Here is a 22,681-nt window from a genome sequence, read left to right on the forward strand (position 1 = left end):
CATTCCACCGTGGAATTGGCGCGCCGGCCCCGCTGGGCCTACCATCGGCGCTCCCCCCCCCCATCGCCCCGTCCATGTCCGCTCCCGCTTCCGCCGCACCGCGTCGCTGGTTCGTCGCCGGTGCCTTCAATGGCTTCTTCGGCCTGGTCGTCGACAACCTCTCCATCCTCGGCTTCATCGCCATGGCGTTGGTCGGCATCTTCCAGTTTCCCGCCGACGTGGTGTTCGGCCGCATGTTTCCCGGTACCGCCTTCGGCGTGCTGATCGGCAATCTGCTGTACACGTTGATGGCGCGCCGGTTGGCGGCACGCACAGGGCGTGATGACGTCACGGCGATGCCGCTGGGGCTGGATGCGCCTACCAGCATCGGCATGGCGTTGCTGGTGCTCGGTCCGGCGTTCGTCGCGTTCAAGCAGCAGGGCATGGACCCGCATGCCGCCGGCATTGCGACCTGGCAGCTGGGCATGGCGGCGCTGGTCATCATGGGCGCGCTCAAGCTGGTGCTCTCCTTCTTCGGCGAAGCCGTCACCCGCGCGCTGCCGCGTGCAGCGTTGCTCGGCTCCATCGCCGGCATCGCGCTGGTACTGATGGGCCTGCTGCCGTTGCTGGAAACCCTGCGTTCGCCACTGGTCGGCTTCACCACGTTGGGCCTGCTGCTGTATGTGCTGATCGCCAAGGGCCGGCTGCCGGTGCGTGGCCCGGGTGTGCTGCTGGCATTCGTGTTCGGCACCGTCCTGTACTACGGCCTCGGTCTGGTGGGACTGGGGGCCCCCGGCTTCCACGTGCCGGCGTGGACGCCGCCGCAGGTGGTGCTGCCGCTGCCGACGCTGGGCTTCCTGGACGGCCTGCCCACGGCAATGACCTACCTGCCGCTGCTGTTGCCGTTCGGCCTGCTGATGGTGGTCGGTGGCATCAACGTGTCCGAGAGCGCGCGCGCGGCCGGGGATGATTACCGCACCCGCGATATCCTGCTGGTGGAAGCGGTGGCCACGCTGGTGGCCGGTGTCTGCGGCGGTGTCGCGCAGACCACCCCCTACATCGGCCAGCCTGCATACAAGCACATGGGCGCACGCAGCGGGTACACGCTGCTGACGGGCCTGTTCGTCGGCATCGGCGGCATGCTGGGCATCATTTCCGGGCTGGTGCAGTGGCTGCCGCTGGCGGTGCTGGCGCCGATCATCGTGTACGTTGCCATCGACATCACCACCCAGGCCTTCCAGGCCACACCGCGACAGCACGCCGGAGCGATGGTGTTCGGCTTCCTGCCTTCGGTGGCCTACCTGCTGGCGATCAAAGCGCCGGGCTGGATCGCACCGGACCAGCTGCCGCAGCTGCTGACCAAGCTCGATGGACACGGCCTGCCGGAACTGGCCGTGATCTTCACTCTGGGCAACGGCTTCATCATCACCTCGATGCTGTGGATTTCCGCCGTGGCCGCGATGGTTGACGGCCGTCTGCGCCGTGCCTGCGGCTTCCTGCTGGTGGCGGCTGTGCTGACCCTGTTCGGCCTGATCCACTCGGTGGATCCGCGCGGCGGCATCTACCTGCCGTGGGACCTTGAAGGCCTGGCGCGTACCATCAGCTGGCAGTTTGCAGGGGCCTACGTGGCGCTGGCACTGCTGCTGGGGCTGTTGTCGCTGCAGAAGCAGGCGGTGAAGCCGCTGGGTGATCGCGCCGATCATTGACCGGTGACGCCGGGCATGGCCCGACGCTACCGCTCTCCGTCCAGCTCGGGGTAGTGGCGGAAGATGCCGTTGGTGTTGAACGCCAATCGCCGCTCCGACGCGAGATAGGCAGCGATGTTCGGTCGCTTCGCCACCCGCTCCTGCAGTGCCCGCAGCAGGGGCAGGCGCGGCGTGAGTGCCTGCATCCGGCGCGGGAACATGTAGTCCAGCCCGCTCATCAGCTGGAACAGCGACAGATCCACGTAGGAGTGCTCGCGCAGTGCATGGCGGCCACCGTTGGCCGCCAGCACCTGCTCGAAATAGCCGAGGAACTTCGGCAGCCGCTCGCTGCGCAATGACGCCGCACGTGCGTTGGCTTCGGTCTTCTGTTCCTCGTAGTACTTCGACGCGGTAATCGGATGGTGGGTGTCGTGTACTTCAGCCACCAGGTCGGCAATGGTCAGCTGCAACTGCAGCGCCTGCATGCGCCGCGCCGCGGCCTGCGGCACCAGATCCAGGGTCGGGCCGAGAAAATCCAGGATCGCTGCGACCTGCGCGATGACCTGACGCCCCGCCTTGAGGAACGGGGGGGCGAACGGTTGCGCGCCCTCACGGTGGCCATCGAGAAAGGGCTGCATCACGGCGTCGCCATGTATCCGCGCCATGTCGATGTAGTCGGCGCCAGCGTCTTCCAAGGCCAATCGTACGAATTCGCCACGTCCCTGGATGCCGGTCCAGTAGTACAACGCGTAGTGCATGGCACGGTCTCCCCACGACAAGGTGCACAGCCTCGCGCAGCGCGCGCAAAGCAGGCGTGAGCGTGCCCTGCGTGCGGCGCCAACCCCAACGGCAGCGGAACACGCGGGGAACCCTCGGGAATCGAGAGGGTCACACCTTGTCCATGCAGATGGAAAACGAGGGACTGCATCATGCAGAGTGGAAAGGCGGTATGGCCCTGGGTGCTGGGTGTGGTGGTGATCGGTGGCGCGGGCGGTTGGCTGTTCCGCGATCAGCTCAAGAGCCTGGCGGACGGTGTCCCGGTGCCGGTGCAGTCGCCCCCCGCCAGTGCTGGCGCACCGCCACAACCGAAGGCGGCCGCAGAAACCGCACCGGCGCCGCCCGCCATCCAGCATCCGCTGGACACCGAAGCCGCGGCCGATCCCGCGCTGCCGAAACTGGCCGACAGCGATATCGCGGCCTGGAGCGCATTGAGCCAGCTGTTCCAGGGGGAGGGGCCGCTCACCCTGCTGCTGCGCGATCACCTGATCCAACGCCTGGTGACCCAGGTCGACAATCTGGACAAGCCCAGTGTTCCGCCGACCGCATTGGCCGCGCGGCCTCTGCCGGGGAGCCTGCAGGTCGAGCCGGGCGAGGGCGGGGAACGCATCGCCGCCAGCAACGCCGCGCGCTATGCGCCCTATGTGCAGGCATTCACCGCGCTGGACGCGGCGGCAACGGCTACGGCGTACAAGCGCTTCTACCCGTTGATCCAGCAGGCCTATGTCGATCTTGGGCGGCCAGAGGGCTACTTCAATGATCGCCTGGTGGCGGTGATCGACCATCTGCTGGAGACCCCGGAGCCGCAGCAGGCGCCCCTCGTTCAACGCGATGAACGGGGCCGCTACCGCTTCGTGGATCCGGATCTGCAGGCGCGCTCGATTGGCCAGAAGGCCCTGCTGCGCATGGGTGTGGCGCAATCGCGGGCGGTCAAGCAGCAGCTCCGGGCGATCCGCGGCGCGATCGCGCGCTGAGCGATCGCGGGCGCGGCCCGCCATGCGTACTGATCCGGATCAACGCGCCGACCACACCCGTTCCGGCATGCTGGCCCCAGGCTGACTGGCCCCGGGGTGCAGTCGCAGCCGCCCTTGAAACCGGGTGGTGCAACCGCATCTTTCCAGCATCGCCGGCACGGGCCGGCACTGACGACCGATGAGGATTCGCAATGCGGATGGACAAGCTCACTTCGCGTTTCCAGCAGGCGCTGGCGGACGCGCAGTCGTTGGCCGTGGGCCGCGACAACAGCATCATCGAACCGGTCCACGTGTTCAGCGCACTGCTGGACCAGCAGGGCGGCAGCACGCGCCCGCTGCTGGCGCAGGCCGGTGTCAATGTACCGGTGCTGCGCGAGCGCCTGGACGAGGCGCTGGACGCGCTGCCGAAGGTGTCCGGGCAGGCCGGCAACCTGTCGATCGGCAATGATCTCAACCGCCTGCTCAACCACACCGACAAGCTGGCCCAGCAGCACGGCGATGCCTTCATCGCCAGTGAGTGGTTCGTGCTGGCGGCGCTGGAGGATGGCGGCACGCTTGGCATGGCGCTGCGCGCCGCCGGTGCCGACAAGGCGCGCCTGCAGTCGGCGATCGACAAGCTGCGCGGCGGCGAGAACGTGCAGTCGGAGAACGCCGAAGAGCAGCGCCAGGCGCTGGAGAAGTACACCATCGACCTGACCGCGCGCGCCGAGAGCGGCAAGCTGGACCCGGTGATCGGCCGTGACGAGGAAATCCGCCGCACCATCCAGGTACTGCAGCGCCGGACCAAGAACAACCCCGTGCTGATCGGCGAACCCGGCGTGGGCAAGACCGCGATCGTGGAAGGGCTGGCCCAGCGCATCATCAACGACGAAGTGCCCGAGGGCCTGCGCGGCAAGCGCGTGCTGTCACTGGACATGGGCGCGTTGATCGCCGGCGCCAAGTTCCGCGGTGAATTCGAGGAGCGACTGAAGGGCGTATTGAACGACCTGGCCAAGAACGAAGGGCAGATCATCCTGTTCATCGATGAGCTGCACACCATGGTCGGGGCCGGCAAGGCCGACGGTGCGATGGACGCCGGCAACATGCTGAAGCCGGCGCTGGCGCGCGGCGAGCTGCACTGCATTGGTGCCACCACGCTGGACGAGTACCGCAAGTACATCGAGAAGGATGCCGCACTGGAACGCCGCTTCCAGAAGGTATTCGTGGGCGAGCCTTCGGTGGAGGACACCATTGCCATCCTGCGTGGGCTGAAGGAGAAGTACGCCCTGCACCACGGCGTTGAAATCACCGACCCGGCTATCGTTGCTGCGGCCACGCTGTCCAACCGCTACATCACCGACCGCCAGCTGCCGGACAAGGCCATCGATCTGATGGACGAGGCCGCCTCGCGCCTGCGCATGGAGATCGACTCCAAGCCCGAGGAACTGGATCGGCTGGAGCGGCGCGTGATCCAGCTGAAGATCCAGCGCGAAATGCTGAAGAAGGAGAAGGACGATGCCTCGCGGCAGCGCCTTGCCGATCTGGAAAATGACATCGAGGTGCTGGAGCGCGAATTCTCCGACCTCAATGAAATCTGGAAGTCGGAGAAGGCCGCGCTGCAGGGCGCAACGAAGATCAAGGAGCAGGTGGAGCAGGCCAAGCTGGAGCTGGAAGCCGCGCAGCGCCGGCAGGATTTCGCCAGGATGAGCGAGATCCAGTATGGGCTGCTGCCCCAGCTGGAAAAGCAGCTGGCGGCTGCCCAGGAAGCCGAGCACAAGGACTTCAAGCTGGTGCAGGACCGGGTGACCGACGAGGAGATCGCCGAGGTCGTGTCGCGCTGGACCGGCATCCCGGTGAACAAGATGCTCGAAGGCGAGCGCGACAAGCTGTTGCGGATGGAAGAGGTGCTGCACAACCGCGTGGTCGGCCAGGAAGAGGCGATCAAGGTGGTGTCTGACGCGGTGCGTCGCTCACGCGCGGGCCTGTCCGACCCGAACCGGCCTGCCGGCTCGTTCCTGTTCCTGGGCCCGACCGGCGTCGGCAAGACTGAACTGTGCAAGTCCCTGGCCGAATTCCTGTTCGACAGCGCCGACGCGATGGTCCGCATCGACATGAGCGAGTTCATGGAGAAGCACAGCGTCGCCCGCCTGATCGGTGCACCTCCGGGCTACGTCGGCTATGAGGAAGGGGGCTACCTGACCGAAGCCGTGCGTCGCCGTCCGTACTCGCTGATCCTGCTCGACGAGGTCGAGAAGGCGCATCCGGACGTGTTCAACATCCTGCTGCAGGTGCTGGACGATGGCCGCCTGACCGATGGCCAGGGCCGCACGGTGGACTTCCGCAATACCGTCATCGTGATGACCTCGAACCTGGGCTCGCACCAGATCCAGGACATGAGCGGTGACGACAGCCCGGAGGCCTACATGCAGATGAAGGCCGCGGTGATGGGGGTGGTGCAGGCGCACTTCCGTCCGGAGTTCATCAACCGCCTCGACGATATCGTGGTGTTTCACCCGCTGGACAAGCAGCAGATCAAGCAGATCGCGCGCATCCAGATGCGCGGGCTGGAGAAGCGGCTGGCCGAGCGCGGCCTGAAGCTGGTGGTGTCCGACGCCGCGTTCGACCTGCTGGGCAATGTGGGCTTCGATCCGGTATACGGCGCACGCCCGCTGAAGCGCGCGATCCAGTCGCAGCTGGAGAATCCGCTGGCACAGAAGATCCTGTCGGGCGCCTTCGCCAACGGTGACACCATCGAGGTCGGCAACGACGGCGGTCACCTGGTGTTCGCCAAGGCCTGATGTCGGCCGGGTTCCCGCCCATGGGGGCGGGAACCTGCGGGCTGCCGGGCAGGTCCTGATAACCACAGGTTACGGGCTCATCGCCAGCGGCTCTCAGCGTGCGCGGTGGGGTCGCCTATCGTGCAGGTTTCCCCGGATGGAACCTGACGCGATGAGTGATCCGCAGTGGCAACTGGAAACCCTGGCCGTGCACGGCGGCTACCGGCCCGACCCGACCACGCGCGCAGTGGCGGTGCCCATCTACCAGACCGTGGCCTACGCCTTCGATGACACCCAGCACGGCGCCGATCTGTTCGATCTGAAGGTGCAGGGCAACATCTATACCCGCATCATGAATCCCACCACAGACGTGCTGGAGCAACGTCTGGCCGCGCTGGAAGGCGGGATCGGTGCGCTGGCGCTGGCATCCGGGCAGGCTGCGATCACCTATGCGATCCAGACCATCGCCGAAGCAGGCGACAACATCGTCGCCGCCAGTGCGCTGTATGGCGGCAGCCTCAATCTGCTGGCGCATACGCTGCCGCAGTATGGCATCCAGGCGCGATTCGCCGATCCGGCCGATCCGTCAGCCTTTGCTCCCCTCATCGACAACCGAACCAAGGCGGTGTTCGTGGAGTCGATCGGCAATCCACGCGGGAATGTCACCGACATCGCCGCGATTGCCGAAGTCGCCCATGCCGCCGGCGTGCCATTGATCGTCGACAACACCGTTGCCACGCCCTTCCTGCTGCGCCCGTTCGAGCATGGCGCGGATATCGTGGTGCACTCGCTGACCAAGTACCTCGGCGGCCATGGCAACAGTCTGGGGGGAGCGATCATCGATTCGGGCCGCTTCGACTGGACGGCGCAGCCACAGCGTTTCGCCCGTCTCAACCAGCCGGACCCGAGCTATCACGGTGTGGTCTACACCGACGCCCTCGGCCCGGCCGCCTACATCGGCCGGGCGCGGGTGGTACCGCTGCGCAATACCGGCGCGGCACTGTCGCCGTTCAATGCGTTTCTCATCCTGCAGGGCATCGAGACCCTGGCCCTGCGCATGGAACGGATCAACGCCAACGCGCTGGCCGTGGCGCAGTATCTGAAGCAGCATCCCAAGGTGGCGTGGGTGCGCTATGCCGGCCTGCCGGATGACCCTGAGCATGCGGGCGCACAGCGTTACCTGCGTGGGCAGGGCTCGGGCGTGCTGACCTTCGGTCTCCCTGGCGGACGTGAGGCCGGTGCCCGCTTCCTGGACGCACTGAAGCTGTTCACGCGGCTGGTCAACCTGGGTGACGCCAAGTCGCTGGCCACCCATCCGGCATCCACCACCCATCGCCAGCTGGATGCCGATGAACTGGCCCGCGCAGGGGTCAGCGAAGACACGGTGCGGCTGTCGATCGGCATCGAGCACATCGGCGACCTGCAGGCCGACCTGCAGCAGGCGCTGGCCGGCGCCTGATAGCCAGGCGCTTGGTCGTCATCGCCAGTGGCGATCACCACCGCCGCCGCGATGCGCTACGGTGGAGCTGCCTCTCCAAGGCGTGGCACTGGTGTTACCTATCCCCGGTCGATGCGGGTCGACCGGGGATTTTTCATGGCAGCCGCCGGGCATGGCCCGGCGCTACGCCATCCGCCCTGCCTCACACCACCGGAATGCTGTGCTGGCCGAGATTCCGGTAGGGCGGGGTGGACATGATCATCTCCGCCAGCGAATAGGCCAGCTCGCGCTCGGCCATCACCGTGCCATCGGCGCCATGTTCCAGCAGGTGCTTCACTTCAGCATCGCTGTGTGCCCGTGCCAGCAGGGTCAGCTCGGGATTGATCGCGCGCAGTTTGGCCAGCGCTTCGCCGGCTTCCAATGGCTGCGGAATGGCCAGGACGGCGATCTTGGCGCGCTCCGGGTGGGCCTCGGCCAGCACCCGGTCGGCCGCGGCGCTGCCACGGATCGCCGCGAGGCCACTGGCATGTGCACGCTCGACATGGTCCTTGTTGTCATCGATCACCAGCACCGGTACGCCGCGGTCGCGCAGCACCTGCGCCAGCTCGCTGCCAACCCGGCCGTAGCCGATCACGATGGCGTGGTCATGCAGGTCGCGCGAGGGCCCGGTGGCTTCTTCCGGCTCCGGCGCCTGCGGCAGCTGCTCCTGCTTCGCCTGCCAGCGGTCGAGCAGGCCGAACACCAGCGGGTTGAGCATGATCGACACCAGTGCACCGGCCAGCACCAGCGACTGTCCTTCCTTCGGCAGGATCTGCAGCGAGACACCGAGGCCGGCGATGATGAAGGCGAACTCACCGATCTGCGCCAGGCTGGCCGAGATGGTCAGCGCGGTGCTGCTGGGGTGGCCGAACGCACGCACAATGAAGAAGGCGGCGGCGGACTTGCCGAACATGATGATCAGCACCGTGGCCAGTACCTGCCACGGATGCTGCACGACGATGTTGGGGTCGAACAGCATGCCCACCGAAACGAAGAACAGCACCGCGAACGCATCGCGCAGCGGCAGCGAATCATGCGCCGCCTTGTGGCTCAGTTCCGATTCGTTGAGCAGCATCCCGGCGAAGAACGCGCCCAGCGCGAAGGACACGCCGAACAGCATGGCCGAACCGAAGGCCACGCCCAGTGCGATCGCCAGCACTGACAGGGTGAACAGCTCGCGCGAGCCGGTGCCGGCGATGCGTTCGAGGATCCAGGGAATGACCCGCCGACCGACCACCAGCATCACGGCCACGAACAGGCCAAGCTGCACGAACGTCCAGCCCAGATCGGCCAGCACGCTGCCGACGGTGTGGGTTTCCTTGGCCGCATCGGGGCCGAACACGCCGGCGAGCACCGGCATCATCACCAGTGCCAGTACGCAGGCCAGATCCTCCACGATCAGCCAGCCCACTGCGATCTTGCCGCGCATGGTCTCCAGCAGGCGGCGCTCTTCCATCGCCCGCAGCAGGACCACGGTACTGGCGGTGGCCAGCGAGAAGCCGAAGATCACCCCATGCAGCGTCGGCCAGCCCATCAACCACGCCACGCCCCAGCCGAGCAGGGTGGCCACCGCGATCTGGCCGATGGCACCCGGGATCGCGATGGCCTTGACCGCCATCAGGTCCTTCAGCGAGAAGTGCAGGCCGACGCCGAACATCAGCAGCATCACGCCCAGTTCGGCCAGCTGGTTGGCCAGCGCCTGGTCGGCGACGAACCCCGGGGTGAATGGCCCCACGCAGATGCCAGCAACCAGATACCCGACCAGGGGAGACAAGCGCAGCTTGTTGGCCAGCGCGCCGAAGATGAAGGCGAGCCCCAGGCCAACGGCGACGATGTTGATCAGGTCGGTGTCATGGTGCATCGGCACTCGCAGGGTTCGGGGAGGGGGATGTCCCGATTTTCACCCAAGCGGCCAGATGCAGCAAACCCGGCAGGTGGAACGGATGGTTTGAGCAGTACAGGGCCGATCCCTTCTGCCGGAACAGAAGGGATGCAGGTTCCACCGCGCCGCCGGGCGTGGCCCGGCGTTACCGGTGCCGCTTACCAGGTGTACCGGATACGCCCGTACACATACGCGCCGTTGAAGCCGAACGGCGAGTAGTTGCTGTACGGCAGCATGCCGAAGGTCGAGTTCTGCAGGTCCGCCGTCCGGTCCGGATACTTGTCCAGCAGATTGTCCGCGCCGACGGTCAGGGTCCAGTTGCTGCTCGGCTTGTAGCTGGCCGAGGCATCCACTACCCAGGCATCACCGTAGGTCTGGTCACGCAGCGCGGTGGCCGAATTGCGCACGGTGAACTTGCCGTAGCGTGTGGCCGCCAGGCCCAGCTCCCAATGATCCGAGCGCCAGGTGCCGCTGAGGATCGCCTTGTCGCGCGGATAGCTGTCCTCGATGCGGCCGATCTCATCGCGGCCGATCAGCGACTGCGAGATACCCAGCGTCGGGAACACCGACGGAGACCCGTTCACCCGCTTCACTTCGGTTTCGTTGTAGCTGTAGGCCGCCGTCAGCTCCAGGCTGCTGGCACTGAAGGGCACGGTATAGCTGGAGACGAAGTCCACGCCCCGCGTGCGCGTGTCCAGTGCATTGGTGAAGTACGAGAAGGCCGTCACCTGCGGGAGGCCCAGCCCGCCCAGCAGCGCGGCTGCAGCCGGCGTGGTGGTGATGTTGGAGGACAGCGCGATGCGATCGTCAATGTCGATCTGGTATGCGTCGACGGTCACGTACAGGCGGTCCACCGGCTGCAGCACCAGGCCCAGGCTGTAGCTGGTGGAGGTCTCGGCCTTCAGTGGCGAGGCGCCCAGCGCCTGTGCGGCCGGGCTGGTGGTGGGGAAAGTGCCGCGTTCGAAGAAGTCACCGTTGATGATGGTGCTGGTCACCGCCTGGTAGCCCTGCTGGCCCAGCGATGGCGCGCGGAAGCCACTGGACGCGGTGGCCCGCAGCGCGACCTTGTCGGTGAACGCGTAGCGTGCCGAAAGCTTGCCGGAGAAGCGGTCACCGAAGTCCGAATAGTCTTCGTAGCGCCCGGTGAGGCCGGCGGAGAACTTCTCGGTCAGGTCCGCTTCCAGGCCGGCGTAGACCGCATAGTTGTGGCGGTCGGTATGCACTTCATTGGTCGGGGTGAAGCCGGCGAAGCCCTGTGCGCCGCTGCCGGTGTACGAATTCAGCTCGCCCGGGTTCTGGTCCCACTTCTCCTTGCGGTACTCACCACCGAAGGACAGCGTCACCGGATAGGCCAGGCCCCAGTCCAGCGACTTGGTCAGGTCGGCATTGAAGATGTCCTGCTGGTACTTCAACGTGCCGTCGTAGAACGAGCTCGGGCTGGCCGTGCCCAGGCTGTAGTTGATGGTGTTGCGGGTGTGGAAATCCAGGGTGTTCTCGCCGTGGTTCAGGCTCAGGTCCCAGGTCCAGCCGCTGTCGGTGCTGCCCTTGACGCCGGCCACCAGCGAGCGGTCCTTGGAGTACTGGTTGATCTGCGGCACGAAGCCGTCGGGATAGATCTGGGCCAGCAGGGCGCCCTGCCCACTGTGGTTGCGCGAGCGGTAGAACGCGAACGAGGTGATGTCGCGGTTGCTGAGCAACGCGCTGGCGTAGCCGGTAACGCGGTCGCTGAAGTCGAAGCTGGCGTTGGCCGAGGCGGCGGTCGCATCCACGCGCGGATCGCCGACCACGAAGGTCGTCTCGCCGATGCCAGGGAAATTGCCGGTGTTCGGTGTGCTGCCCTGGTAAGGACCGGCGCGGTTGCTTTCATCCTGCTGGCTGATCTGCCCGGCCACGTGCAGGCGGCCACGGCCGCTGCCGAACTCCACGCCGGTATCGCCGGAGAGCTGGTACTTGTTGCCATCGCCGGCCGAATACTGGCCGTAGTCGACGGCCAGGCTGCCGCCGCTGCCGCTGCCCTTGAGCACGATGTTGATGACGCCGGCGATGGCGTCCGAGCCGTACTGCGCCGAAGCGCCGTCGCGCAGCACTTCAACGCGCTCGATGGCGGCGATCGGAATCGCATTGATGTCCACCGCCGACGAGCCGCGGCCGATGCTGCCGTTGACGTTGATCATGGCGGAGGTGTGGCGGCGCTTGCCGTTGACCAGCACCAGCACCTGGTCCGGTGACAGGCCACGCAGCTGCGCCGGTCGCACGCCGCTGGTGCCGTCGGTCAGGGCCGGGCGCGGGAAGTTCAGCGAGGGCAGGGCACGCGACAGCGCGGTGGCCAGTTCGCTGGTGCCGGTGGACTGCAGAACCTCGGGGGTGATGATGTCGATCGGGGACTGCGATTCGGCGACCGTGCGGTCGGCCACGCGGGTACCGGTGACGATCACGGTGTCCAGTGTGTTGGCGGCAGTACCGCTCTGCTGGGCGGCGGCGAGGAACGGAGAGCCACCGAGTGCGACAGCGACGGCGGCGGCGATCAGGCTGGTCTTGCGGGTCATCGGGACGGAACTCCGGTTGGCGGGGACGGCACCGGTATCGACATCACGAGGTGAAGCGGACGACGGTTGTTGCGGTGCGCAAAATAGGAATTAACGGGATATTCAGTGCCTGTCAAATGCCGGCCATCGGAAAAAACGTTGCAGCAGCAACCATTTAGCCGCGATGGGCATCATCATGAGAGGGGCCCGGGACACGTGCGGTGAGGACGTGGGAGAGAGGAAACGCCAGCCGCTGCGCATCCCGGGGCGCGTCAAGTATTCGTTAACGCTAGAATTACGTCGCAGGAACAGTGCTCACCAGCACATTCCATCCGGTTATATGGACCCCCCGATGATTTCGCTTCGTAATTTCGCCTTGCGCCGCGGCGAGCGGCTGCTGTTGTCCAACGTCGACCTGACCCTGCATGCCGGTTACCGTGTGGGCGTGGTCGGCCGCAACGGTGCCGGCAAGTCCAGCCTGTTCGCGGCGGTGAAGGGCGAACTGGAGGCCGACAAGGGCGACGTCGACCTGCCCGGCAAGGTCCGCATTGCCAGCGTGGCCCAGGAAACCCCGTCGCTGCCGGATCCGGCGTTGAGCTTCGTGCTCGGTGGCGATACGGAAGTGGCCGCCGTGCTGGCCGAAGAGGCCGATGCGACCGCCCGTGAAGACTGGGAGGCGGTGGCCAATGCCCATACCCGGATGGCCGAGATGGGCGCCTATGACGCCGAAGCACGTGCCGGCAAGCTGCTGCACGGCCTCGGCTTCCCGGCCGAGACCCACCACCGCGCGGTGTCCTCCTTCTCCGGTGGCTGGCGCGTGCGCCTGAACCTGGCCCGCGCGCTGATGATGCCCAGCGACCTGCTGCTGCTCGACGAGCCGACCAACCACCTCGATCTGGATGCGGTGTACTGGCTGGAACAGTGGCTGTTGAAGTATCCCGGCACGCTGCTGCTGATCTCGCATGACCGCGAGTTCCTCGACAACGTTGCCACCCACACCCTGCACCTGCATGGGGGTGGCGCCAAGCTGTACCCGGGCGGCTACACCGATTTCGAGCGCCAACGTGCCGAGCAGCTGCGCCAGCAGCAGATCGCGCACGAGAAGGAACAGGCCGAGCGGGCCCACCTGCAGAGCTTCATCGACCGCTTCAAGGCGCAGGCCAGCAAGGCCGCGCAGGCGCAGAGCCGCATGAAGCGTCTGGCCAAGCTGGCCGGTACCGAGGCCGTGCGTGCCGAGCGCGAGTTCCGTATCGAGTTCGCACCGCCCGCCAAACTGCCGTTCTCGCTGATCCGCCTGAATCATGTCGAGGCGGGCTATGGCCAGGACGCCGTGATCCTGCACAACGTCGGCTTTGGTCTGGAAGCGGGACAACGCATCGGCCTGCTCGGCCCCAACGGCGCCGGCAAGACCACCCTGGTGAAGACCCTGGTGGGCGAGCTGGCACCGATTGCCGGAGAGCGCATGGCCCATCCGGACCTGAAGATCGGCTACTTCGCACAGCACACGGTCGAGTCGCTGCACGAAGGCCAGTCGCCGATGGAGCATTTCCGCGAGATCGCGCCGGATGCGCCGAACCAGTCGTTCCGCGATTTTCTCGGCAAGTGGAATTTCCCGGGTGATCGTGCATTCGAGCCGGTCGATGGCTTCTCCGGTGGTGAGCGTGCGCGCCTGGCGCTGGCGCTGATCGCCTGGCAGCAGCCGAACGTGCTGCTGCTGGACGAACCGACCAACCACCTGGACCTGGAAATGCGCGAGGCGCTGGCCGAAGCGTTGGCAACCTTCGAAGGCGCGATCGTGATGGTCTCCCATGATCGCCACCTGATCGGCCTGGTCTGCGATACCTACTGGCGCGTGGCCGATGGCGTGGTCGAGCCGTTCGACGGAGATCTCGACGCCTACGCTGCGTGGCTGCGCACCCGTCCGCAGGCGCAGGGCACCAAGGCGCGCATGGAGCAGGTGGAAGAGCCGGTGGTGGTCAAGACCGCACCGGTGGCGCAGGTCGTGCAGAAGAAGCCTGTGAATCCGCACAAGCTGGCCGCGGCGGAAGCCAAGGTGGCCGAGCTGGAAGCCGGCCTGGCCGAACTGGACCGTCAACTGGCGGACCCGGCCAACTATGCCGACAGCACCCGCATGGCCGTGCTGGGCCGTGATCGCGAAACGACCGCTGCGCAGCTGGAAAAGGCTGAAGCTGCCTGGATGGAGCTGCTGGAGTCCTGATGGAGGGCGCCGGGCCATGCCCGGTGGTGTTCCCGATGCACTGCGCTCGCCGGGCATGGCCCGGCGCTATCGGTCGCATGCATCAGCCCTGCGCCTGCAACCACTCGCGGAAGCGCCGCGCAGGCTCACGCTCGGCGCGTGAGCGCAGCCTCGTCAGCCAGTAGCGGCCCAGTTCCAGCGTCGTGGCGAACGGCTGCAGCAGCCGTCCTTCCGCCAGTTCCTGTTCGAACATGCGCAGCGGCAGCAGGGCCACGCCGGCCCCTCCGGCGGCGGCTATGGCCAGGGTCAGCGACGAATCGAATACCGGCCCGCGCGCCTCCACGCCGCTGACCCCGGCCGCCTGCAGCCAGCGCGGCCATTCGTCATTGCGATAGGAGCGCAGCAGCGGCAGCGTGCCCAGATCACGCGGCTGTTTCAGCCGGCGTGCCAGGGCGGGGGCGCACAGCGGTGCGAACGGCGCGTCCAGGATGGCCGTGCAGGCCTGCCCCTGCCAGTCGCCCTCACCGAAGCGGATGGCCAGGTCCAGGCCTTCGCCGGCAAGATCGATGCGGTTGTTGTGCGTCTGCACGCGAAGCTCGATATCCGGATGCGTGGCCTCGAACGCGGCCAGGCGTGGCAGCAGCCAGCCGGTGGCGAAGGTACCCACCACGCCCAGCGTCAGCACTTCGCGGGCCGCTCCCCCCGTGTAGCGCGCGATGCTGGCCGAGATGCGCTCGAACGCTTCGTTGAGCACCGGGAACAGCGCGGCGCCTTCATCGGTGAGGGCGACGCCGCGAGGCAGGCGATGGAACAGGCGGATCCCCAGCCGGTCCTCCAGCCCCCGGATCTGATGGCTCAACGCGGCCTGGCTGACGCACAGCTCAAGCGCGGCGCGGGTGAAGTTCTGGTGGCGGGCCGCTGCTTCGAAGGCGCGCAGGGCGTTGAGCGGCAGAGTCGGATGCAGCATCGGAAAGCCGTGAGCTGAAATGATGACTGATCGTAGCGGGATCCGGATGGTTCGTGGAATCTCCGTTGAATGCCCTTCTTAGGCATGAATGAAATTGATGGCACGTGCTGAAAAAACGCGCTGGTCAGGCGCGGCGGGGGCTTTCGATAATCGGGTTCACTTTCCGGAGGTCCTGCATGTTGCCCCGTCGACGATTCCTTCAGTTCAGTACTTCAGCAGTGGTGTCTTCACTGGCTCTGCCGCTGATCGCCCGTGCTGCCGGCAGGGGCGTTGGCACGTCGGCGGCGGCCGGCGCGATCGCCGCCGCCACGGACTTTGCCGCCCTGGAAAAGGCCTGCGCGGGCCGGCTTGGCGTGACCGTGCTGGATACCGCCAGCGGTCGCCGCATCGGCCATCGCCAGGATGAGCGGTTCCCGCTGTGCAGCACGTTCAAGACGGTGCTGGCGGCCACGGTGCTGGACCAGTCACGGCGCGTGCCCGGGCTGCTGGACAGGCGCGTGCCGGTGCGCGAGGCCGACCTGCTTTCGCATGCGCCGGTGGCGCGCCGCCACGCCGGCAAGGATCTGACCGTACGCGACCTGTGCCGGGCAACGATCATCACCAGCGACAACACGGCGGCCAATCTGTTGTTCGACGTGGTGGGCGGGCCGCCCGCCGTGACGGCCTTCCTGCGCGCTCAGGGCGACAGCGTGACCCGCAGCGATCGTCTCGAGCCGGAACTGAACAGCTTCGCCGAGGGTGATCCACGTGACACCACCACGCCGGCGGCGATGGCCGCGACCCTGCAGCGGCTGGTGCTGGGCGATGCGCTGGCGCCGGGCGCGCGCCAGCAACTGGCCGACTGGCTGATCGACAACGAAACCGGCGATGCGTGCCTGCGCGCAGGGCTGGGCGCGCGCTGGCGGGTGGGCGACAAGACCGGCAGCAATGGCGAGGATGCACGCAATGACACCGCCGTTTTGTGGCCCATGGGGGGAGGGGCACCCTGGGTGATTACGGCCTACCTGCAGGCTGCGGACATCAGCAACGATCAACGCGCCAGCGTGCTGGCGCAGGTTGGACGCATCGCGGACAGGCTGATCGGCTGACGCCCGCCCGTCTCCGGGCCGGGCTTGCTCCGAGGGTCGTGCGCGCGCATCCTGCGCGCGTTCGAAACCACACGGAAGTCCCCCATGAGTCATGAGTTGATCTACCTGCTGCTGATCTTCGCGCTGCTGGTGATCCCGCGCGCGCTGCAGCGCTTCAGCCTGCCCGCACCGCTCACCTGCCTGCTGTTCGGGATCATCGGCATGCTCTGGCTCGGGGACCAGGCGCACGACGCGGTGATCGGGCTGCTGGCCACGCTCGGCATCTCGTCCCTGTTCCTGTTCGCAGGTCTGGAGGTCGATCTGCAGGCGTTGCGCCGTGGCATGTGGCCCCTGCTGGCGCATCTTGTGGTGCGCAGCGCCACCCTGTTCGGCGTCGGCTGGCTGGCTTGGCGCTATGCCGGCCTGCCGTGGCAGGCCGCGGGCCTGCTGGCCCTGGCACTGCTGACGCCCTCCACGGGTTTCATCATGGATTCGCTGTCGCGGCTGGGTCTGAGCGAGGACGAGCGGTTCTGGGTGACCAGCAAGGCCATCGCCGGTGAGCTGCTGGCGCTGGCGGCACTGTTCATCGTGCTGCAGGCCGGCGATCCCGGTCACATGGCCCTGTCCAGCCTGGCCCTGCTGGCGATGATGGTCGGCCTGCCGCTGCTGTTCATCGCGCTGGGTCGCTGGGTGGCGCCGCACGCGCCCGGTTCGGAGTTCTCGCTGCTGGTCATGGTCGGCATGGTCGCTGCCTACATCACCTACCTGCTGGGGGTGTATTACCTGGTGGGCGCCTTCATCGCAGGCCTGGTCGCGCGGCTGCTGCACCAGCGCATGCCGCTGCTGGCCTCGCACGAGAACCTGCATGCACTGCGGCTGTTCGCATCGTTCTTCGTGCCGTTCTACTTCTTCAATGCCGGCACCAAGGTTCCCGCCGAGGCATTGAGCTTCGAAGCGCTGGGGCTGGGCATCGTGATCACCCTGGTGGTGCTGCCGCTGCGTATCGGCGTGGTCTGGCTGCAGCGCCGGCTGATGTTCGGTGAGAGTTTCCGCAGCAGTCTGCGCGTGTCGCTGGCGCTGGCGCCGACGCTGATCTTCACCCTGGTCCTGGCCGCGATCATGCGTGAGCGGTTCCAGATTCCGGCGGTGCTGTTCGGCGCATTGCTGCTGTACGCGGCGCTGACCACCCTGCTGCCCTCGCTGGTGTTCCGCACGCCCTTCGATGTCGACCCGGTCGAGCAGGAGCCGGACGGGGCGGGCGAGGCCGCACCCGTGGCGGCAACCGAGACCCTGGCGGAGGGCGTGGACACGGGGCGTTGAACGGGTGAGTGGTTTGCGCAGGCCGGCCATGGTCGTTAGGGTTGGGGCATGAAACTGCCTGCCCTCGTCACTGCTTCTGCCGCCCTGCTCACGCTCGCAGCCTGTTCACAGCCCTCGCATACGGTCGCCCACGACGTGGCGACGGCCCCGGCCGACGCCTTCATGGCTGCGATCGCCGCTCACTGCGGCCAGGCGTACGAGGGCAAAGTGGTGGAGGACACGCCGGCACCGACCGGCAAGGACCCCTTCGCCGGGCAGCGGCTGGTCATGCACGTGCGGGGCTGTGCCGATCCCGGGCATGAGCTGCGCATCCCCTTCCATGTCGGCGATGATCATTCGCGGACCTGGGTCCTGACCCGCACCGAGAGCGGGCTGCGGCTCAAGCACGATCACCGGCATGCCGACGGCAGCCCTGATGCGATCACCCTGTATGGCGGCGACAGCCGTCCGCCGGGTACCGCCGAACGCCAGCAGTTCCCGGCCGATGCCGATTCGGTGGCCATGTTCCGCCGCGCCGACATGCTGGCGTCCACCCACAACGTGTGGGCGATGGAGATCGAGCCGGACCAGCGCTTCGTCTACGAGCTGACCCGTCCCGAAGGCCGCCGCTTCCGCGTGCAGTTCGACCTGAGCAAGCCGGTGGCGTTGCCGCCGGCACCGTGGGGCGACGAGGCCCCGCCGGCAACCGCACCGTAGCGCTCGAATCGCGCCTGGCAGTGCCGGGCCATCCCCGGCGAGCGCGGCGGCGACGGTGCCGCCGTGCGCCCGCAGATTCGTTTCATCTTCCCGTCAGCGCGTGCCGAAGCGGGCCCGGCAGCCGTTGCTCACCCAGACCTGGCCTCGCGAATAGCCCCAGCTGCGGCCCTCCTGACAGGCGCTGCCCGACAGCTGCTGCTGCAGCACGGGCCGGCCCTGGCGCTCGTCCCAGTCACAGTTCTGGGTGCGGTTGTTGTTGCTGCTGCAGGTAATGGAGTAATTGCTGTTGCCGCCGCCGCCCCAGCCGCCGTTGCCGCCGCCCCAGCCACCGCGGGCTTCAGCGAACTCGGCGCGGCAGCCATTGCTGACCCACACCGCGCCATTGCGCACGCCCCAGGTGCGGCCTTCCTGGCAGGGACTGCCGGACAACTGGCGGACCAGGCGGGCATTGCGCCATCCGACCGGACAGCTGCGTTCACGGTTGTTCTGGCTTTCGCAGCGGATGGTGTCGCCGTTGCTGCCCCCCCAGCCGCCATTGCCACCGCCCCAACCGCCGCGACCCTCGACGAATTCGGCACGGCAGCCGTTGTTGACCCAGATGCTGCCGTTGCGGCTGCCCCAGGTACGGCCTTCCTGGCAGGCCGAGCCGGACAGCTGGCGTACCAGCTGCGCGCTGCGCCAGCCGGTAGTGCAGACCCGTTCGCGGTTGTTCTGGCTTTCGCAGCGGATGACGCCGTTCTGCGCGGCGGCGGGGGCGGGGGAGAGGGTGAGCCCGGCGAGGGCGCCCAGGCTGAGGGTGACGGCCAGGCTGGCCAGGGACAGCGTTTTCATGGCGAATCCCCATACGGTGTGTGGTGCGCGACTATAAGGACGGAACGGATAAAGCCCGTGTGACTGCCCCGCATTTGCCCCGGCCGGGGCCTCGGCCGCAGAATACGGGGCTTTCCGGCCCCATCGGGTGCCGGCGTTCTCCAGCGGAGCTTTCCCCCATGCGTACCCACTTCTGCGGCCTGGTCGACGAGACCCTGATTGGCCAGACTGTCACCCTCGCCGGCTGGACCGACGTGGCCCGTAACCAGGGCGGCGTCTGCTTCATCGATCTGCGCGATCATGAAGGCATCGTGCAGGTGACGGTCGAGGTCGACAACGCCGAAGTGTTCGCGGTCGCGGCCAGCCTGGGCTACGAGGATGTGCTGCAGGTGGAAGGCGTGGTGCGTGCCCGCCACGCGGTGAACGACAAGATGGCGACCGGCAGGGTGGAAGTGATCGCCACGGCCATTACCGTGCTGAACAAGGCGGCGCCGCTGCCGTTCCACGCTCACGAGAATCCGGGCGAAGATACCCGCCTGAAGTACCGCTACCTGGACCTGCGCCGCCCGGAAATGCAGCGCATGCAGCGCACCCGCATCAAGCTGGTGCAGGCGCTGCGCCGTCACCTGGATGCGCGTGGCTTCCAGGACATCGAAACCCCGATCCTGACCAAGGCCACCCCGGAGGGCGCGCGCGACTTCCTGGTGCCGGCGCGCATGCATCCGGGCGAGTTCTACGCTCTGCCGCAGAGCCCGCAGCTGTTCAAGCAGATCCTGATGGTGGCCGGCTTCGACCGTTACTACCAGATCGCGCGCTGCTTCCGCGATGAAGCGCTGCGTGCCGACCGCCAGCTGGAATTCACCCAGCTGGACATGGAGTTCGCCTTCGTGCGCGAGCGCGACGTGCAGGATTTCGTCGAAGAGATGATCCGCGCCATCTTCAAGGAAGTGGTGGACGTCGACCTGGATGCCAGCTTCCCGCGCATGACCTGGGCCGAAGCGATGCGCCGCTATGGGTCGGACAAGCCGGACCTGCGCATCGCACTGGAACTGGTGGACGTGGCCGAGCTGGTCAAGGGCAGTGAGTTCCCGGTGTTCACCGGCCCGGCCAACGACGCCGATGGCCGCGTCGCCGCGCTGCGCATCCCCGGTGGCGCAGCGTTGAGCCGCAAGCAGATCGATGAGTACGCTGCGCACGCCGCCAAGTACGGCGCCAAGGGCCTGGCCTACATCAAGATCGCCGACAACGGCGAGGTCAGCTCGCCGATCCAGAAGTTCTTCAGCGAAGACGCCTTCGCCGCGCTGGTTGCCCACGTCGGCGCCGGGAAGGGTGACATCGTGTTCTTCGGTGCCGGTGGCTATAACAAGGTCTCCGACTTCATGGGCGCACTGCGCCTGAAGGCCGGCAAGGACTTCGGCCTGGTCGCCGATGGCTGGCGCCCGTTGTGGGTCACCGATTTCCCGATGTTCGAATGGGACGACGAGGCGCAGCGCTATGTCGCCCTGCATCACCCCTTCACCGCACCGGCCGTGGACGATATCGCCGACCTGCGCGCCAATGCCCGTACTGCGGTCTCGCGCGGCTACGACATGGTGCTCAACGGCAATGAAATCGGCGGCGGCTCGATCCGTATCCATCGCCCGGACATGCAGAGCGCGGTATTCGAGCTGCTCGGCATCGGCGCCGAAGAAGCGCGTGCCAAGTTCGGTTTCCTGCTCGACGCGCTGAACTACGGCGCGCCGCCGCACGGCGGCATCGCATTCGGCATCGACCGCATCGCCGCGCTGATGGCCGGCACCGAGTCGATCCGCGACGTCATCCCGTTCCCGAAGACCACCGGTGCACAGGATCTGATGACCGACGCGCCGTCGCCGATCGTCGACGAGCAGCTGGCCGAAGTGCACATCCAGGTTCGCCCCAAGAAAAACTGATCAGGAGATCCAGGCAATGACCGAGTTTGCGTTTTCGCTGGAGTGGGAAAAGCTGGGCAATGAAGGCTCCGAGGCCAACCTGGTCACCGAGCGGGCACGCGTGTTCGGTGGTTGGCTGGTCCGCGTCGGTACCAACCCGGCGGCGATGGCCCTGACCTTCGTCGCCGACGGCGAAGGGCGCTGGGACGGTGAAGACTTCGGCGTCGAGGATTACGAAGACGACGAAGAGGAAGAAGAGTACGACGAGGACGAGGAAGGCGAAGAAGAGGACGAGGACGAAGAGGAGTACGAGGAAGAGGACGAGGAAGACGAAGACGCGGAATCGCCCGAGAAGGCTTGACCCGCCCTTCGCGCTGACGTCAACTTCCTGCATGTACTCGATCCGCCGCGCCACCGTGGACGACGCGCCGACCTCGTCGGCGCTGGCCGCACGCACGTTCACCGAGACCTTCGGCCACCTGTATCCGCCGCAGGACCTGCAGGCTTTCCTGCAGGAGTCCTACACGGTCGAGCGCCAGCGCACGATCCTCGCCCACCCGGATTACGCCGTGTGGTTGCTGGAGCGGGAAGGGGAGGCGGTCGGTCATGCCGCCGCCGGCCCCTGTGGCCTGCCCCATCCGGACGTGAAAGCGGGGGATGGCGAGCTCAAGCGCCTGTATCTGGTCAAGTCGCAGCAGAGTTGTGGCTGGGGCAGCCGCCTGCTGGAAACCGCCCTGGCGTGGCTGGAGCGCGACGGCCCGAGGACACTGTGGCTGGGCGTGTGGTCGGAGAACTTCGGCGCACAGCGCTTCTACGCCCGTTACGGCTTCGAGAAGGCCGGGCAGTACCTGTTCCCGGTCGGCCAGACCAACGATCTGGAGTTCATCCTGCGCCGCGCGCCGCGAACGGCCTGAGCGCGTTCACCGCCGCTTTCTGCCGGCCTGTGTTCAATCACCTCACGTTTTCGCCCCGCTGATCGCCAGGCTGTTGCACATGACACCCCCCGTACTGCTGCTCCATGGCATCTGGAACGCCCGCGCCTGGGTAGGGCCGCTGGCGTGGCGCCTGCGCGCGCGCGGGTTCCGGGTGCAGACCTTTGGCTATTCCTCCGTGTTCGGCGGCCCGGATGTAGCGGTCCCTCAGCTGTTGGAGCGTCTGGCCGATGCCGGACCGCTGTCGCTGGTCGGCCACAGCCTTGGCGGGCTGCTGGCGCTGGAGGCACTGCGCCGGCAACCGCAGCTGCAGGTACAGCGCGTGGTCTGCCTTGGCTCGCCGCTGCGCGGCAGCGGTACCGCGCGTTCGCTGTCCGAGCATGGCTGGGGCCTGGCCTTGGGCCGCAGCAGCGAACTGCTGCTTGACGGCCTGCCCGACTGGCAGGGCACGGCCGCGGTCGGCCTGATCGCCGGTTCGGTGCCGCATGGGCTGGGCAGCCTGCTCGGCGCGATCGACGATGCCTCCGACGGCACGGTGGCGCTGGCGGAAACCCGCCTGCCGGGTCTGGCCGATCATTGCGTAGTGCGTACCAGCCACAGCGGCCTGGTGGTTTCGCCCGATGCGGCACGGCAGACCGCGCACTTCCTGCGCCACGGCCGGTTCGATCACAGCCGCGACGCTGCGGCCGCGTAGGCGCCCGGTCGATGCGCACCGTCCGCCGGGCCA

At 67.1% G+C, this 22,681-nt stretch carries 17 protein-coding genes; 12 read left to right on the plus strand and 5 right to left on the minus strand.

Annotated elements, in window-relative coordinates; translation table 11 throughout:
• Positions 1-74: 74 nt before the first annotated feature.
• Complete coding sequence (locus tag QMZ25_RS15550) at positions 75-1,685, plus strand: hypothetical protein (RefSeq protein WP_283219909.1); 1,611 nt, start codon at positions 75-77, stop codon at positions 1,683-1,685.
• 26 nt (positions 1,686-1,711) lie between these two features.
• Here QMZ25_RS15550 and QMZ25_RS15555 read toward each other — a convergent pair whose 3' ends face one another.
• Positions 1,712-2,422 (minus strand): glutathione S-transferase, encoded by a 711-nt coding sequence (locus QMZ25_RS15555; RefSeq protein ID WP_283219910.1) that lies wholly within the window; start codon positions 2,420-2,422, stop codon positions 1,712-1,714.
• Between the two features lie 171 nt (positions 2,423-2,593).
• Between QMZ25_RS15555 and QMZ25_RS15560 the strand changes: the two genes are divergently transcribed.
• The 3 genes from QMZ25_RS15560 to QMZ25_RS15570 all read left to right on the plus strand — a co-directional run bounded on the left by QMZ25_RS15560 (position 2,594) and on the right by QMZ25_RS15570 (position 7,630).
• A complete protein-coding gene (locus tag QMZ25_RS15560) occupies positions 2,594-3,415 on the plus strand; it encodes a DUF3014 domain-containing protein (protein WP_283219911.1) in 822 nt (273 codons plus the stop codon).
• Between the two features lie 191 nt (positions 3,416-3,606).
• Positions 3,607-6,192, plus strand: coding sequence for an ATP-dependent chaperone ClpB (clpB, locus tag QMZ25_RS15565; RefSeq protein ID WP_111187257.1), 2,586 nt, complete (start codon positions 3,607-3,609; stop codon positions 6,190-6,192).
• 151 nt (positions 6,193-6,343) lie between these two features.
• Complete coding sequence (locus QMZ25_RS15570) at positions 6,344-7,630, plus strand: aminotransferase class V-fold PLP-dependent enzyme (protein ID WP_065182586.1); 1,287 nt, start codon at positions 6,344-6,346, stop codon at positions 7,628-7,630.
• A gap of 181 nt (positions 7,631-7,811) precedes the next feature.
• On the opposite strand, the gene ybaL is transcribed toward QMZ25_RS15570, so the two are convergent.
• Positions 7,812-9,509 carry a YbaL family putative K(+) efflux transporter gene (ybaL, locus tag QMZ25_RS15575; protein ID WP_053519386.1) on the minus strand — a complete coding sequence of 566 codons (1,698 nt, stop codon included), beginning with the start codon at positions 9,507-9,509 and terminating at the stop codon, positions 7,812-7,814.
• Positions 9,510-9,688: 179 nt separating this feature from the next.
• Positions 9,689-12,076 (minus strand): TonB-dependent receptor, encoded by a 2,388-nt coding sequence (locus QMZ25_RS15580; RefSeq protein ID WP_065182588.1) that lies wholly within the window; start codon positions 12,074-12,076, stop codon positions 9,689-9,691.
• Positions 12,077-12,407: 331 nt separating this feature from the next.
• Here QMZ25_RS15580 and QMZ25_RS15585 point away from each other — a divergent pair, with 331 nt between their 5' ends.
• Positions 12,408-14,273, plus strand: a complete 1,866-nt coding sequence (locus QMZ25_RS15585) for an ABC-F family ATP-binding cassette domain-containing protein (protein WP_283219912.1) — start codon at positions 12,408-12,410, stop codon at positions 14,271-14,273.
• Positions 14,274-14,355: 82 nt separating this feature from the next.
• On the opposite strand, the gene ampR is transcribed toward QMZ25_RS15585, so the two are convergent.
• Positions 14,356-15,219, minus strand: coding sequence for a LysR family transcriptional regulator AmpR (gene ampR, locus QMZ25_RS15590; RefSeq protein ID WP_283219913.1), 864 nt, complete (start codon positions 15,217-15,219; stop codon positions 14,356-14,358).
• 176 nt (positions 15,220-15,395) lie between these two features.
• On the opposite strand from ampR, the gene blaL2 reads away from it, so the two are divergent.
• From blaL2 to QMZ25_RS15605, 3 genes are all read left to right on the plus strand, one after another.
• Positions 15,396-16,307 (plus strand): L2 family extended-spectrum class A beta-lactamase, encoded by a 912-nt coding sequence (blaL2, locus tag QMZ25_RS15595; RefSeq protein WP_193396486.1) that lies wholly within the window; start codon positions 15,396-15,398, stop codon positions 16,305-16,307.
• 84 nt (positions 16,308-16,391) lie between these two features.
• A complete protein-coding gene (locus tag QMZ25_RS15600) occupies positions 16,392-17,606 on the plus strand; it encodes a cation:proton antiporter (RefSeq protein WP_053519375.1) in 1,215 nt (404 codons plus the stop codon).
• 48 nt (positions 17,607-17,654) lie between these two features.
• Positions 17,655-18,302 carry a hypothetical protein gene (locus tag QMZ25_RS15605; RefSeq protein ID WP_053519373.1) on the plus strand — a complete coding sequence of 216 codons (648 nt, stop codon included), beginning with the start codon at positions 17,655-17,657 and terminating at the stop codon, positions 18,300-18,302.
• Between the two features lie 93 nt (positions 18,303-18,395).
• Here the strand turns inward: QMZ25_RS15605 and QMZ25_RS15610 are convergent, their stop codons facing one another.
• Entirely contained in the window at positions 18,396-19,133 is a 738-nt protein-coding gene (locus tag QMZ25_RS15610) for a DUF3011 domain-containing protein (RefSeq protein ID WP_053519371.1), read from the minus strand.
• A gap of 158 nt (positions 19,134-19,291) precedes the next feature.
• On the opposite strand from QMZ25_RS15610, the gene aspS reads away from it, so the two are divergent.
• From aspS to QMZ25_RS15630, 4 genes are all read left to right on the plus strand, one after another.
• On the plus strand, positions 19,292-21,043 hold the full coding sequence (gene aspS, locus QMZ25_RS15615; protein WP_053519369.1) for an aspartate--tRNA ligase: 1,752 nt from the start codon (positions 19,292-19,294) through the stop codon (positions 21,041-21,043).
• 16 nt (positions 21,044-21,059) lie between these two features.
• On the plus strand, positions 21,060-21,383 hold the full coding sequence (locus tag QMZ25_RS15620) for a hypothetical protein (protein WP_053519367.1): 324 nt from the start codon (positions 21,060-21,062) through the stop codon (positions 21,381-21,383).
• 31 nt (positions 21,384-21,414) lie between these two features.
• Positions 21,415-21,936, plus strand: a complete 522-nt coding sequence (locus QMZ25_RS15625; RefSeq protein ID WP_283219914.1) for a GNAT family N-acetyltransferase — start codon at positions 21,415-21,417, stop codon at positions 21,934-21,936.
• A gap of 79 nt (positions 21,937-22,015) precedes the next feature.
• Positions 22,016-22,648: a thioesterase domain-containing protein gene (locus tag QMZ25_RS15630; protein WP_053519363.1), complete on the plus strand. Its 633-nt coding sequence runs from the start codon at positions 22,016-22,018 to the stop codon at positions 22,646-22,648.
• Positions 22,649-22,681: the final 33 nt, after the last annotated feature.

Source organism: Stenotrophomonas sp. RS-48 (assembly GCF_030053245.1).
Taxonomy (GTDB): Bacteria; Pseudomonadota; Gammaproteobacteria; order Xanthomonadales; family Xanthomonadaceae; genus Stenotrophomonas; species Stenotrophomonas maltophilia_P.

What these genes read in the sequence shown, in the direction of transcription:
- QMZ25_RS15605 (WP_053519373.1), top strand. Translation starts at nt 17,655, where the DNA reads ATGAAACTGCCTGCCCTCGTCACTGCTTCTGCCGCCCTGCTCACGCTC.
- clpB (WP_111187257.1), top strand. Translation starts at nt 3,607, where the DNA reads ATGCGGATGGACAAGCTCACTTCGCGTTTCCAGCAGGCGCTGGCGGAC.
- QMZ25_RS15630 (WP_053519363.1), top strand. Translation starts at nt 22,016, where the DNA reads ATGACACCCCCCGTACTGCTGCTCCATGGCATCTGGAACGCCCGCGCC.
- QMZ25_RS15620 (WP_053519367.1), top strand. Translation starts at nt 21,060, where the DNA reads ATGACCGAGTTTGCGTTTTCGCTGGAGTGGGAAAAGCTGGGCAATGAA.
- QMZ25_RS15610 (WP_053519371.1), bottom strand. Translation starts at nt 19,133, where the DNA reads ATGAAAACGCTGTCCCTGGCCAGCCTGGCCGTCACCCTCAGCCTGGGC.
- aspS (WP_053519369.1), top strand. Translation starts at nt 19,292, where the DNA reads ATGCGTACCCACTTCTGCGGCCTGGTCGACGAGACCCTGATTGGCCAG.
- ybaL (WP_053519386.1), bottom strand. Translation starts at nt 9,509, where the DNA reads ATGCACCATGACACCGACCTGATCAACATCGTCGCCGTTGGCCTGGGG.
- QMZ25_RS15600 (WP_053519375.1), top strand. Translation starts at nt 16,392, where the DNA reads ATGAGTCATGAGTTGATCTACCTGCTGCTGATCTTCGCGCTGCTGGTG.
- blaL2 (WP_193396486.1), top strand. Translation starts at nt 15,396, where the DNA reads ATGTTGCCCCGTCGACGATTCCTTCAGTTCAGTACTTCAGCAGTGGTG.
- ampR (WP_283219913.1), bottom strand. Translation starts at nt 15,219, where the DNA reads ATGCTGCATCCGACTCTGCCGCTCAACGCCCTGCGCGCCTTCGAAGCA.
- QMZ25_RS15570 (WP_065182586.1), top strand. Translation starts at nt 6,344, where the DNA reads ATGAGTGATCCGCAGTGGCAACTGGAAACCCTGGCCGTGCACGGCGGC.
- QMZ25_RS15560 (WP_283219911.1), top strand. Translation starts at nt 2,594, where the DNA reads ATGCAGAGTGGAAAGGCGGTATGGCCCTGGGTGCTGGGTGTGGTGGTG.
- QMZ25_RS15585 (WP_283219912.1), top strand. Translation starts at nt 12,408, where the DNA reads ATGATTTCGCTTCGTAATTTCGCCTTGCGCCGCGGCGAGCGGCTGCTG.
- QMZ25_RS15580 (WP_065182588.1), bottom strand. Translation starts at nt 12,076, where the DNA reads ATGACCCGCAAGACCAGCCTGATCGCCGCCGCCGTCGCTGTCGCACTC.
- QMZ25_RS15625 (WP_283219914.1), top strand. Translation starts at nt 21,415, where the DNA reads ATGTACTCGATCCGCCGCGCCACCGTGGACGACGCGCCGACCTCGTCG.
- QMZ25_RS15555 (WP_283219910.1), bottom strand. Translation starts at nt 2,422, where the DNA reads ATGCACTACGCGTTGTACTACTGGACCGGCATCCAGGGACGTGGCGAA.
- QMZ25_RS15550 (WP_283219909.1), top strand. Translation starts at nt 75, where the DNA reads ATGTCCGCTCCCGCTTCCGCCGCACCGCGTCGCTGGTTCGTCGCCGGT.